The sequence below is a fragment of the Peribacillus sp. NPDC058075 genome (assembly GCF_042885195.1).
In the GTDB taxonomy this organism is placed as follows: Bacteria; Bacillota; Bacilli; order Bacillales; family DSM-1321; genus Peribacillus.
Window position 1 is genome coordinate 1,484,956 of record NZ_JBHVSL010000001.1, and the last position, 12,819, is coordinate 1,497,774.

A 12,819-nucleotide genomic window follows, 5' to 3' on the forward strand; every position below is an offset into this window, starting at 1 on the left:
AGAGAAAAGAAAAAGAAAATGTCAGGAAAACTTGGCATTTTCTTTTTTCTATTTTAAAAGAGAAAAGTGGTGAGTTTAAGTGAACAAAAAGAAATATATGATGGTTGGATTATTCGTTCTTGGATTATGGATGATTATTAGCACAGGAATTTTGATTCATTCATTTTATAAAACAAAAGAAGCTAATCCGCCAGATAAGGTAGAAAAGCACAAATATCGGGCTGCCTATCATTTTACTTCTCCTGATCATTGGAAAAACGATCCACAGAAGCCAGTTTACTATGAAGGAAATTATCATTATTTTTACCTATATAATGGAGATTACCCGGATGGCAACGGCACAGAATGGCGACATGCCACCTCTAAAGATTTGGTTCACTGGAAGGATGAAGGAATTGCCATTCCAAAATATACGAATCCAAATGGGGATCCATGGACAGGGTCAGTGGTTGTAGATAAGGAAAATACAGCTGGGTTTGGGAAAGACGCTTTTGTGGCGATCGCAACACAACCCTCTAAGGATGGCCAGAAACAAGAACAATTTCTTTGGTACAGTACGGACAAAGGAAATACGTTTACCTCTTACAGTGACGAGCCTATTATGAAAAATCCAGGAACGAAGGATTTTAGAGATCCAAAAATCATTTGGGATAACACGAACCAAAAATGGATCATGACCATGGCCGAAGGATCGAAAATAGGTTTTTATCAGTCTTATAACCTAAAACATTGGCGCTATACGAGCAGCTTTTCCACTGAGAACATTGGAGTTCTAGAGTGCCCTGACCTTTACCAGATCCGCGCTGATGACGGGACAGTAAAGTGGGTGCTGGGCGTCAGTGCAAACGGAAAAGCAGCAGGGAAACCAAACACCTATGCATACTGGACAGGAACGTTTAATGGAACAGAATTTCTTCCAGATAACAATGAACCGCAATGGCTAGACTACGGTTTCGATTGGTATGGCGGAGTAACGTTTGATGATGGCAAGGCAAGTGACAAATTAGACAAACGCTATGCTCTCGCTTGGATGAATAACTGGGCCTATGCCGACAATACGCCGACATTAAAAGAAGGGTTTAACGGAATGGATTCGATCGTCCGTCAAATTGAACTAAAGCATGAAGGGGAGAACAAGTATTATCTTTCATCACAGCCTTCAGAAGCATTAAAAGAATGGACAAGCTCAACGAATTCTTTTGATAAAATCGAAGTGGATGGATCGGAAACACTTGATGTTAAAGGAGATGCCTATCAAATAGAGGCAGATCTCTCATGGTCGGATTTTAAGAATGCAGGATTCAGGCTCAGGGAGTCAGATGATCAAAAACGCCACGTTGACGTAGGCATTTCTGCAGTAGGAAATTATTCTTATGTCAATCGGGCATTCACAGATCAACCTGACGAAACGAAACAGTTCGTTGAAAGTACTGCACCATTTGATGTCAGTAAAAAGAAGGTTCATATAAAGATTCTCGTCGATAAAACGAGTATTGAAGTTTTTGTGGATGATGGAAAGATTGCTTATTCAAACTTAATATTCCCTCATGCTGAAGATAAAGGAATTACTCTCTTCTCCGAGGGCGGCAAAGTGATTTTTCAGAATATGAAGGTTACACATTTTGTTCCGATTAATTGAACCTCATCTTGGCAGATACCTATCATATGAGTACACATACATTCCTTTATAAGAACTGACTCTTCAAATATGGACATTTACTAAAAGGGGTACCACCAACATTTCGCCCAAAACAAACGTTAGCAAAATTTCGACATAGAAAAAGCTCGATTTCTATAGTCTAAGACTTCTTATATGTACTGAAACTTATCTTTGTCATATTAACTGAACATAGATAAATGTATGAGTCATTGAAAATCAACAGTTGAGGAAGTTTATAAAAACCGTGAAATGTCTCCCTAGAAGGTACAGGGGGTAGCCTCGCAGGATTTAGCTAAAATGGGACTAATTATCGTATCGCTCAACATTAAAGATGTTCGGGACAAAAAATGGATATCTTGAGTGGCTCGGAAAGCTAAGGATTGCGCAAGTGAAGAGGGATGCCGAATAGCTAGCGCCGATGCAGAGAATGAAACGTGAATCAAGTGCAAAGCATCAAAGACTTGCTGGAAAATTTCTTGGAAAAACGAAATTCATCATTTACCACCATCATCCAGGATCGAAGCGAACATGGCAGCAGGCAAAGAAGAGTAAAATAAAATGAAGAAAGGTGAGAGCACTAATATGCTCTTACCTTTTTTTTGAATAATTTTCGCTAATTAAAGGCAGGATCAGTTTATCTGGTCTTTATCCTTAACAAATATGTTCGTCATACTCGGTTTTCAAGTAATTCATCATCCTTTGTTTTTGGTGGGAATAATGAAAGCAATTAAAGTAAAAGGAAAAGTCGTCAAAAAAGAGATGGTTTTTATCATCGAAGCTAAAAGAATTTAAAAAATCCGAGATTACTTTTTCTTGTTCCACTACATCGAACAATCCGGATATATAAAAATGATAACTGAATTTATCATATAAAAAAAGGTTCCCTGTATCATCAAAAATATTTTTCACAGTATGACTATCCAATTCTAACTCACTCCTTCCTTACCAATATACCTTTTTATCGAAGAAATTATTCAGTGCTCATCTTTCAGGGAATATTATTATATTTATTGCAGCGTGTTTTTTATACCTTCCATGCATTATAGGTATGAAATAAATGGAGGCAACAAGAATCGGGAACGAAGAAAGCACATCCAATAAGGATGTGCTTTCATAAAAGTATTATTTGTACATTTCAGCCACTTGTTTTTGCAATTCGCCATTTTCAAGGTACTCATCATAACTCATTTGCTTATCGACTGTACCTTTTGGAGTAAGTTCAATGATTCGGTTCGCTATAGTTTGGATGAACTGATGATCATGTGAAGAGAAGATCATAGATCCTTTAAAGCTGATCAAGCCGTTGTTTAATGCCGTAATGGACTCTAAATCAAGATGGTTAGTAGGTTCATCAAGCATCAGGACGTTCGAACCGCTTAACATCATTTTGGAAAGCATACAGCGGACTTTTTCGCCCCCTGAAAGTACACTTGCCTTTTTCGTGACTTCATCGCCAGAGAATAACATTCTGCCCAAGAAACCGCGCAGGAAGCTTTCGCTCTGGTCATTTGGTGAGTATTGACGAAGCCAATCGACAAGATTTAAATCGACACCTTCAAAGAATTCAGCATTATCCTTAGGGAAGTATGCCTGGGAGGTCGTAACTCCCCATTTGAATGAGCCGCTATCAGGTTCAATTTCGCCTGCCAAGATTTTGAACATGGTTGTTTTAGCAATTTCATCTTTACCGACAAATGCAATTTTGTCGCCTTTATTCATCGTGAAGCTGACGTTATCCAATATTTTTACGCCATCAATCGTTTTCGAGATTCCATCTACACGAAGCAGGTCGTTCCCGATTTCACGTTCAGGAGTAAAGCCGACATATGGATAGCGGCGTGAAGAAGGCTCGATGTCATCCAAGCTGATTTTGTCCAATAATTTCTTACGGGATGTCGCCTGGCTCGATTTGGATGCATTGGCACTGAAACGCGCGATGAAATTTTGAAGCTCTTTGATTTTTTCTTCTTTTTTCTTATTGGCATCTTGAGTCAGTTTAAGGGCAAGCTGGCTTGATTCATACCAGAAGTCATAGTTACCGATATAAACTTTGATTTTACCGAAATCAAGATCCGCGATATGTGTACAAACTTTGTTAAGGAAGTAACGGTCATGGGAAACTACGATAACAGTGTTTTCAAAGTTGATTAGGAATTCTTCCAGCCATTTGATCGCTTTTAAGTCCAAGTGGTTGGTAGGCTCATCCAGTAAAAGAACATCCGGTTTACCGAATAATGCCTGGGCAAGCAATACTTTAACTTTGTCGCCACCGTTCAATTCAGCCATTTTCTTTGTATGCAGGTCTTCCGCGATGCCAAGGCCTTTTAAGAGGATTGAAGCTTCAGGTTCAGCTTCCCATCCGTTTAATTCGGCAAATTCCCCTTCAAGTTCGGCCGCTTTCATTCCGTCTTCGTCGGTGAAGTTTTCCTTCATATAGATGGCATCTTTTTCTTGCATGACTTCATATAATCTTTCATGTCCCATAATGACAACTTTAAGGACTTCTTCCTCTTCATAAGCGAAGTGATCTTGCTTTAGAACGGCAAGGCGTTCGCCAGGACCCATATGGACATCACCGGATTGCGCTTCAATTTCACCAGAAAGGATTTTTAAGAAAGTGGATTTACCTGCACCATTCGCACCAATCAGGCCATAGCAGTTACCAGGAGTGAATTTTATATTAACATCTTCAAACAGTTTACGGTCGCCATAACGTAAACCAACATTATTTACTGTAATCATTTATTTACATTCCTCCAAAATACTTTTGTTTCAACGTGTCCAACACTTTGTTTCATTAGTTTTACGCTGATTCATACAAACAGCAGTTTACGATCTTGTATGTTTTAAACTGTGCATCATTTAAATTGTATCTTATTTCTTATGAAAATTAAAGGCAGATTAGCAAAAACACACATTTATAAGCAAAAATTACACAGAGTTTAGATTTTGCATATATATTGTCACCAATTATGTAGGTTGTATTTTTTTGTTAAAGACTACTATGGGTATAAAGGCTCATTACGCATCAACCTTCTTATTGGTAATATAGGTAACTGTAACTAACACAACAGGAGGATATATATGAGCGATTCAGTAGGTTTTTGGAAACGGCTTTTTGCAGGATTTTTGGATGGCATAATAGTGTCTTTTCCATTAGCGATAATTTTCGGGTTGATTACCGGTGATTGGGAAAATGAAAGCTTTTCAACGTTTTTCAACTTTCTTTACATGCTGATTGTCCCGATATTATGGTATGGCTATACAGTGGGTAAAAGGATTATGGGAATACGCATAGTACGGGTGGACGGAAAGAAATTAGGCATAGGCACAATGCTATTGAGGTATTTAGTTGCTGCTTTGGTTTATGCCATTACATTTGGAATAGGATTTATTGTCAGTGCGTTCATGGTTGGCATTAGAAAAGATCATAGAGCGATACATGATTTCATAGCAGGTACGTACGTGACATCCAATAAGCCATGATTAGTGGATAAGCAGTTTAATAGCTGCTTTTTTTTATGCAAATCATCATTTCGAATCCGATTCGATTTTTTGGTTTGGAAATACTTTTTTTGGTATAAATATTACATTGGAAACCACGTTAGAATATCTATTTCATTAAAACAGTGGCAGTTAGGAACCAAAAAGCACTTAACCTTTATGGTCAAGTGCTTTTGTTATTGAGAACCTCTTTATTTTGATTAATGATGATTTTATTTCTTAAAATCATTTCCTTATTATTAAGTCCAACATTGAGTTCTTTCGTATTATTCACTTTTTCCAGCAGTGATGCTACAGATATTTCCAATAATTCAGAAACAGGCATATTTGCTTTGGATGATAAAATTTCAAGTTCATGGATTAATTTAGGGGATAGCATTGGTTGACTTTCATTTATTTCCATGACAGGACCCACTTTCTTAAAAATTATGTAATTGTAATTAAAGTATATAATGTGAGTTTCCAATAAAACATTAAAATAGCGTAATTTATGTTAAGAATTGATGACAATAGCAGTTCGTAAGTCAACATATTATATCTGAATCCAATCCGGAATATATCGTGTATTCTTCGAATCATATAAAATATAAGGGAGGGTAAATTTCAACTATATAATTCTATGTCTCCAGATTTGTCAACCATTGGCTTTTCTGATAGTATAAATGTCCATTTCGTATTAGCATCGGCGTATTGATAAGTTTGATAAATACACAAGGAAGGGGAAGTGATTTTATTGGGTAATCACCCTGATTTTGAACAGGAACGACAGCGGCTGGATTTTACGAAGCGTTATATCGATGTAGTCATCAAAACATCAGAAACAAGCAAAGATCAATTTCAAAGGAATATGCAGGAAGCTTTTGGCGATGCCGATTGGTCTGAATCAGCCTTATATTCACAGCTGCTGACGACGGCGAACTTTTTTGAGATGTCCAAAACCGAACTTGAAAGTTTACGCAAGGCAAGTAAAAAACCCTACTTTGCAAGAGTGGATTTTGAAAGGAATGACGGTGATAGTGGCGAAGTCCTTTATTTCGGAAAAACATCGCTTTATCAGAGGGAAAGCCAGGAACAGATTATCGTCGATTGGCGTTCACCGATTGCAAACCTGTATTATGAGGGACGGATTGGTGAAATAGAATATGAAGCGGAAGGGGAGACATTCAGCGGGAACATCACTTTAAAAAGACAGCTAATGATAGAAGAAGGTGTTTTGGATGAGATAAGGGACATTGATTTGACAACAACAGATGAATTGTTGCAGGAATCCCTTTCCAAAAGTTCCAGCAATCGATTGACGGATATCATTACCACGATCCAGGAAGAACAAAATAAAATCATTCGGGCAGATTTGAATAAACCTATCATTGTCCAGGGCGCAGCGGGCAGTGGTAAAACGACAATTGCTTTACATAGGATCTCTTATTTCATTTATCACTATAAAGACTTGTTCGATCCGCGTCAATTAATGATTCTTGCCCCGAGCCGGGTTTTCATTGATTACATATCTGAAGCTTTACCTGAATTGGGTGTCGAAAAGGTAAAGCAATTCACATTTTCGGAATATGTTCAGGCAGCGATAGGAAAGCAAGTGAAGCTTATCGCGGATGATAAATTAACTCGATTGCTGGAAAAGGATGATGAAGAAATTAATTCAGCTGTATGGATATCAGGTCTGAAGGGTTCCCCTGCCTTTAAATATATATTGGACGAATATGTAAAGGATATTTTCAGGGGTTTTCATCCAGATGCTGATTTTTATTGTGATAAATATCGCCTCTATTCCGCTAAGAAGTTCATTAGATTATTGGAAGAGGATTATTGGTATTTACCATTATACAGCAGGCTGGACAAACTGAAGGCCATACTACAAAATGAAGTGAAACTGAAAAAGAAAACAATGCTTGAACGTGTTGTTGATTTTTATGATGCCAAAATTGAGAAAGCTCTTTATAAGAATATCGATCCAGTCATTCGCAAGGACTTTGTTACAAAATGCCTCGATAAGAAAGAGGAAAGGATAGTGCAGGTCCAAAAGGCGATCCGTACTTCGGTTAAAGGGTATTTTAAGCAATTCAAAAGTAAAGATCTCCTGGATTACTATCAGGAATTATTCCAAGATCCGGGGCGTCTCGCCTCGTACAGCAACGGTAAGCTTACTTTTGAAGAGGCCAGTGTTTTATGTGAGTATAATCATAAATTATTCTCTGCTAAAAGTTATGAGATGGAGGACTTGGGAGCATTATTATATCTTCATGAGCGGCTTTTTGGTGTCGATAAAGAAAACAAAGCAAAAAATGTCGTCATTGATGAGGCACAGGATTATAGCTTCATGCAGTTACAGGCACTAAAGACGGCAGTGGATACCGATATGTTCACACTTGTAGGCGATCTTGCACAAGGCATCCATTCTTATCGCGGACTTCAAACGTGGGAAGAGGTTCACAGTCGTATTTTCCCTCGGGCGACTTATACTGAATTACAAAAAAGCTACAGAACAACTGTTGAAATAATGAAAAGAGCAAATGAAATACTTCAGTTGTTAACATACGATTTCCCGGAAGTTGAACCTGTAGTTCGCCATGGCAAGGATCCAGAATTCATTTCCATTGAAAAGGAAGGCTGGGAAGAAGAGTTGGTCGATCTTATCGAAAGCCTTAAAGGAGAAGGTTTTAAAACGTTTGCCGTTATTGCCAAAACGATGAAAGATTGCAAACTGGCAAACGAGAAACTAAGTGGATTCCAACAAGGCTTTCATTTAATAGATGAAGCGGGAAACATCCCAAAAGATAAAACGTTGATTGTTCCATCCTATCAAGCCAAAGGTCTCGAATTCGATGTCGTATTTGCATTATCCCTTGAAGAAACGTATTGTCATGGAAATGAACTTGATATCAAATTGCTGTACGTAACAATGACAAGGCCATTGCACCGGCTTTACTTTTTAGGTAATGATAAAAAGGCCTTCCTCATCGAGGCTTGAGAGGGGAGGGTGGAGAGTAACCACCCTCCTAGGGAACGCTTACACATGCAAAAGGATATCATGGATGTCTTCCCACCCGAAACCGACTTCGATAAGCTCGATGCCTGCCATTTTAACGGTTTTTTCAGCTATCACTTGACCGCCAATTGCTCTGTAAAAACCGCATGAAGGATTATCCTTCAATGCCCAAATTATTAAGTTCTGATGTTCCATTTTCATAAGCTCATGTATGACCTCTTTTATCATTTTTCGGCCGAGTCCCTGTCGTTGATATTCTTGTAAAAAATAAATGGCATATACTTCACCTTGAATATGCGGATCATTCGTTTGTTCAGGTCCGCCTGCAGCGAAACCGATGATTTCCCCACTTGCGTTTTCCGCAACAAAGGTGGCATTATGCAGCATCTTTAAATTTCTTAGGCAGTTTTTCTTTTTGGCTTCCAGATTCATGGAAGACAAATATTGATCCGGGAGGATTCCTTTATAAGTCGTTTTCCAGCTGTTTATATGTACATTTGCAATTCCACTTACATCTTGTTCCATGGCTTTTCTTATCTTCATAAAAACACCTTCTGATTTTCGTATTTCCCACTAGAATATCATGGAAAAAGCGAATAAGCATTTTATTTATGTTTATAACTGCATGAGAAAGGATATGAAATAAAAGAGTGATTCAACCAGACGAAGGGAAGGATGAGAAAGATGAAATTGAAAGTTGGTTTTTATTTTCCAGGCGGGAAAGAACTAGAGCATGAGGTAGAAGGCGATGATTCAACTCAAATGATTTCAAACATTCAAAAGCACCGTTATTATAATTTAGTTAAAGGCGATTGCCATTATGTAGTTGATACGGAAAAAGCAGCTTATTTTTCTGTAACGGAAATATTGGATTGAGATAAACCGCATTGGACTTTTGCTCCATTGCGGTTTATTCTTTTTGTTGTAAGGAAACCGGAAAAGGAGTATCGACAATGAAAATCAATTTTACCAAGAAACAGTATGAAACATTATTCAAAATGGTTCAGTACGGATATTGGGTTGCTTCCGATAATGAAAATAATAAAGAAGAATTTAGTGAGATGGAACAGTATATTAATTCCTTTGCCAAAGATTTCGGCATGGAAGGAGTACAGTTTGTGAAGGAATATGAAATTTATGATTTGAGTCGGGAATTGGAGGATCAACTTCAAACAGTCATAAATGTATATGAAGAAGGAGTGTTCAGGGATAAGCTTGCCTATCATCTGGCTAGAAAAGAGTTTGCCGAGGAGTCGGAAAACCACGAATATAATCAAGAGGAAGCGTTTATCCGTATCATGGAACTCGAGGAAAAATATCATCTACATATTGAAGAACAAGGGTTAGGGAAATTGAAAATAGAAGAATAAAAAGAGGGAGGACAAAAATTTGTCCTCTCTTTTCTCATTCCGAGAAGTCATTATTTCCATGTTCATCAGTATGCCATCATTACGCATCGGTTTTATTCACCAGGATTATGGCCTAATTTTTCAACTGTGTATTGGTAGAAGGCGATTAAGTCATTTTGTGACTTAAAACCTGCTTGTGCAGTCTGTTCGTTCCCTCCGCCTTTTCCGTTATACGAGCCCAGTTCCGCTTTAAAATATTGTCCGCAATGAAAGGGTGTATCCCCGCTGTGTGAAAGGATGACCTTTTGCTCCTTGCGAGATGCTAATAATACGGTAACCTTTTCCTTTTTTACAATCGTCCCTGCAAGGTAAAGCAGTTCTTTCATTGAGCTATCTTCGAAAACACGAGAGATGAATCCCTCTCCATTTTCAGCAAGCAGGGAGTCGGCAAGAAAATTTGCATTTTCAAGTTTTAAGTTATCGTTTGCCGATAGCAGCTGCTTATAGTCATTTTCCAGTTTCTCCACCCTATTCAGAATCTCAGTACGCCCGGTATTGAATTTATTCGATAATGCTAAAAGAATTCCCAGACTTTCGGAATAATCGTTCAATGCCCTGAAACCGCACTTAAAGTATAGACGGGTATGTTCTTTCTGCTTCTCCGTTTTGAAAATTTTTATTAAGCCAATCTCACCTGTACGCCCTACATGGGTTCCACCGCAAGGGTTATATTCAATCCCTTCTATCTCAACAATACGGATATCCTCTGAAACTTTAGGCATTTTGACGACAGGAAGCGTCTGTAATTGCTCGTTCGTCACGTAATAGATAAGTATTTCGCGATTCTCGATAATATATTGATTAACTAGCTTTTCAGCAGCAGCTGTATGTACTTCAGTCCATTGAAATCCTGTCATTATATCGATCGTTAAATATTCCTTCCCAAGGTGAAAGCTGACCGTATTAGAGTCGAACAGTTCCCTGCAGACAGCAGAGAGTAAATGCTGGCCGCTATGCTGTTGCATATGATCTAAGCGGCGGGACCAATCAAGTTCACAGTGAACGATCTCTAAATCTGGCCGGCTCTCCATCTTGTGGATAATATTTCCGTTGTTGTCTTTTATAACGTCAAGAACGGTGATTCCTTCTATTTTACCAGTATCTGCAGGCTGTCCGCCCCCTTCGGGATAAAAGGCGGTTTCTTCAAGTGTAATATAGTAAAAGCCGTTTTCTTCAATGGTCTCCCGAATTTTAGTATCCCATTGGGATGTCTTGGTGGATGTGTAATACAATTTTTTTGTCATGAATGATTACTTTTTCCTTTCAGTTGATCATTAAATTATATCACCGACAAACCAGAGTTTGAAATCGCGGGTTTAGAAGATTAGTCAGGTAAATAAGTAAACTTTATGACAAATCCTAAATAAATTGTGCAAGATGGCAATAATCTATTTATAGACTACCCCTTATGATGTAAAATATTTCTGAAAGTATATACTTTAGACCTAAGTAAAAACTAATTAAATAGATTTAAATAGTTAAAAGGTCATTGTCGAGATTGTTAGGAATAGGATGACCATGGGATCATTTGAGTGGGAAGGGTTAAGTGATATGAAGTGAATCTGCTAAATATGGAAAAATACAAAAATAGCTTATTTGGGAATATAAAAAACAAACTTTCTGATTGGCTGGAGCTGGATGTAGGGCAAACCATTCCGGCTAAGGAGATATTCCGTTTTCTGCATTCAGTCAAAGGGACGGCTGGAACGCTGCAATTATGTGGACTTATGGCCATCACCGAACAGTTATTGGCTGGAATTGATGAAGACAGTGAGCGGGTCTGGAATCGGACGGAACTTAGGAATTTCCTTTTTGAGCTCATTGAACATACATATGAATATGAGCATTTCGATGAAGTTGAAATAAAAGCTAAGCCTGTCCGCGATTCACAAGCCCCGCTCATACAGATCATTGATGATGATATCTCCATGTTGATTTTATTGAAAGATCTATTGGAGGATAAGGGGTGGATGGTCATAACGAATGCCGACCCCGTCAAAGCGACAAATCAATATTTTGAAATGCAGCCGGATTGTCTGATTCTTGATATTCAGTTACCTGCAAAGGATGGTTTTCAAATCCTTCAAGAGATTCATCTGCATAACGAAAAATATTTCATACCGAAGATCATGATCAGCATTCACAACGAAAAACATACCCGGATAAAAGCATTCAAGATGGGTGCTGATGATTTTATTAGTAAGCCGATTGATATCGATGAGTTTATTGTAAAGATGGAAAGGCATATACAGCGGAAGAAAATCTTTGATCAATCGGTCCTAATCGATGAGTTGACACAGGTATATAATAGAAGATTCCTTGAAGATACACTGCCAAGATATTTTAATGATTATAAGCGGTCAGGGCGTCATTTTACGATAAGCATCATTGATCTAGATCACTTTAAAAGGGTGAATGATCAATACGGACACTCGGTGGGTGACCTTGTACTCGTTGAGTTTGCACAATTCATTAAAAGCAATATCAGGAGTTCAGACCTAATCTGCCGGTATGGAGGGGAAGAATTCGTCATTATTTTCCCTGATACTTCGAATGATGAAGCTAAACACAAGTTAACGGAATTAATCAAGGAGTTTTCTGCAAAGAAATTCATCCAGAATGGTTACACATTTTCGGTTACATTTTCTGCGGGGGTTTTTACGGTTGAACATGAAAATGTTACGCCAAAGAAGGCTTTGGAGGAAGCTGACACTTCTTTATATGAAGCGAAACGCTCAGGCCGTGGAAGAGTTGAAAGCATGCAAAAAGTTGGAAATAATAAGAAATCGCTCAATGTGTCCGTTATTGATGATGATATCATTATCCGCACCATCTTAACTAAAGCCTTGCATTCGCTTCAAATTCCTCATTTTGATTTGAATATCGCTGTGTATGAAGATGGTCCATCTTTTTTGAAATCCAATCGAGCCAAAGAAGATGTAGAGCATTTTTTGATCCTGGATGGAGTGATGCCTATCATGGATGGAATTGAAGTGCTTCAAAAAGTGAAACAAAGCAGTAATGCGGAGTTTTTCACCGTTTTAATGCTAACTGGAAGAAAAAGTACGGATGATATTGCAAATGCATTGAAACTTGGTGCGGATGATTATGTAACGAAACCATTTAGCATTAGGGAACTCGAGGCTAGAATAGAGCGTCTATTGACGAAGTTAATTTAAAGGGCAAACGGATTTTCAGTTATGCATTGATGGAATTCTATTTGTAAAATGGCGTCTAAATACTTC

10 protein-coding genes and 1 pseudogene are annotated in these 12,819 nt (G+C 38.1%); 7 read left to right on the forward strand and 4 right to left on the reverse strand.

What is annotated here, in order from left to right:
- The first annotated feature begins 97 nt into the window (after positions 1-97).
- Both ACFVS1_RS07480 and ACFVS1_RS07485 read left to right on the forward strand, forming a co-directional pair.
- A complete protein-coding gene (locus tag ACFVS1_RS07480; RefSeq protein ID WP_387549231.1) occupies positions 98-1,639 on the forward strand; it encodes a glycoside hydrolase family 32 protein in 1,542 nt (513 codons plus the stop codon).
- Between the two features lie 240 nt (positions 1,640-1,879).
- Positions 1,880-2,095: pseudogene (locus ACFVS1_RS07485) on the forward strand (flotillin family protein); the annotation flags it as partial.
- Positions 2,096-2,782: 687 nt separating this feature from the next.
- Here the strand turns inward: ACFVS1_RS07485 and ACFVS1_RS07490 are convergent.
- Positions 2,783-4,402 carry an ABC-F family ATP-binding cassette domain-containing protein gene (locus ACFVS1_RS07490; RefSeq protein ID WP_241591034.1) on the reverse strand — a complete coding sequence of 540 codons (1,620 nt, stop codon included), beginning with the start codon at positions 4,400-4,402 and terminating at the stop codon, positions 2,783-2,785.
- 342 nt (positions 4,403-4,744) lie between these two features.
- Between ACFVS1_RS07490 and ACFVS1_RS07495 the strand changes: the two genes are divergently transcribed.
- Positions 4,745-5,146, forward strand: a complete 402-nt coding sequence (locus ACFVS1_RS07495; RefSeq protein ID WP_352922787.1) for an RDD family protein — start codon at positions 4,745-4,747, stop codon at positions 5,144-5,146.
- A gap of 181 nt (positions 5,147-5,327) precedes the next feature.
- Here ACFVS1_RS07495 and ACFVS1_RS07500 read toward each other — a convergent pair whose 3' ends face one another.
- Entirely contained in the window at positions 5,328-5,567 is a 240-nt protein-coding gene (locus ACFVS1_RS07500) for a hypothetical protein (RefSeq protein WP_352922789.1), read from the reverse strand.
- A gap of 321 nt (positions 5,568-5,888) precedes the next feature.
- On the opposite strand from ACFVS1_RS07500, the gene ACFVS1_RS07505 reads away from it, so the two are divergent.
- Positions 5,889-8,147 (forward strand): HelD family protein, encoded by a 2,259-nt coding sequence (locus ACFVS1_RS07505; RefSeq protein WP_387546075.1) that lies wholly within the window; start codon positions 5,889-5,891, stop codon positions 8,145-8,147.
- 39 nt (positions 8,148-8,186) lie between these two features.
- Here the strand turns inward: ACFVS1_RS07505 and ACFVS1_RS07510 are convergent, their stop codons facing one another.
- Complete coding sequence (locus ACFVS1_RS07510; protein WP_387546077.1) at positions 8,187-8,708, reverse strand: GNAT family N-acetyltransferase; 522 nt, start codon at positions 8,706-8,708, stop codon at positions 8,187-8,189.
- Positions 8,709-8,849: 141 nt separating this feature from the next.
- Between ACFVS1_RS07510 and ACFVS1_RS07515 the strand changes: the two genes are divergently transcribed.
- Both ACFVS1_RS07515 and ACFVS1_RS07520 read left to right on the forward strand, forming a co-directional pair.
- Complete coding sequence (locus ACFVS1_RS07515) at positions 8,850-9,041, forward strand: hypothetical protein (RefSeq protein WP_034307314.1); 192 nt, start codon at positions 8,850-8,852, stop codon at positions 9,039-9,041.
- Between the two features lie 77 nt (positions 9,042-9,118).
- The gene (locus tag ACFVS1_RS07520; RefSeq protein WP_352922796.1) at positions 9,119-9,535 is read left to right on the forward strand and encodes a hypothetical protein; all 417 of its coding nucleotides are present in this window, start codon (positions 9,119-9,121) and stop codon (positions 9,533-9,535) included.
- A gap of 92 nt (positions 9,536-9,627) precedes the next feature.
- Here ACFVS1_RS07520 and ACFVS1_RS07525 read toward each other — a convergent pair whose 3' ends face one another.
- The gene (locus tag ACFVS1_RS07525; RefSeq protein WP_387546080.1) at positions 9,628-10,818 is read right to left on the reverse strand and encodes an alanyl-tRNA editing protein; all 1,191 of its coding nucleotides are present in this window, start codon (positions 10,816-10,818) and stop codon (positions 9,628-9,630) included.
- Positions 10,819-11,130: 312 nt separating this feature from the next.
- On the opposite strand from ACFVS1_RS07525, the gene ACFVS1_RS07530 reads away from it, so the two are divergent.
- On the forward strand, positions 11,131-12,753 hold the full coding sequence (locus tag ACFVS1_RS07530; RefSeq protein ID WP_387546082.1) for a GGDEF domain-containing response regulator: 1,623 nt from the start codon (positions 11,131-11,133) through the stop codon (positions 12,751-12,753).
- The last annotated feature ends 66 nt before the right edge of the window (positions 12,754-12,819 follow it).

Bases quoted from the DNA above. Each gene is read 5' to 3' on its own strand.
- ACFVS1_RS07480 (WP_387549231.1), top strand. From the start codon at position 98: ATGATGGTTGGATTATTCGTTCTTGGATTATGGATGATTATTAGCACA.
- ACFVS1_RS07490 (WP_241591034.1), bottom strand. From the start codon at position 4,402: ATGATTACAGTAAATAATGTTGGTTTACGTTATGGCGACCGTAAACTG.
- ACFVS1_RS07495 (WP_352922787.1), top strand. From the start codon at position 4,745: ATGAGCGATTCAGTAGGTTTTTGGAAACGGCTTTTTGCAGGATTTTTG.
- ACFVS1_RS07500 (WP_352922789.1), bottom strand. From the start codon at position 5,567: ATGGAAATAAATGAAAGTCAACCAATGCTATCCCCTAAATTAATCCAT.
- ACFVS1_RS07510 (WP_387546077.1), bottom strand. From the start codon at position 8,708: ATGAAGATAAGAAAAGCCATGGAACAAGATGTAAGTGGAATTGCAAAT.
- ACFVS1_RS07515 (WP_034307314.1), top strand. From the start codon at position 8,850: ATGAAATTGAAAGTTGGTTTTTATTTTCCAGGCGGGAAAGAACTAGAG.
- ACFVS1_RS07520 (WP_352922796.1), top strand. From the start codon at position 9,119: ATGAAAATCAATTTTACCAAGAAACAGTATGAAACATTATTCAAAATG.
- ACFVS1_RS07525 (WP_387546080.1), bottom strand. From the start codon at position 10,818: ATGACAAAAAAATTGTATTACACATCCACCAAGACATCCCAATGGGAT.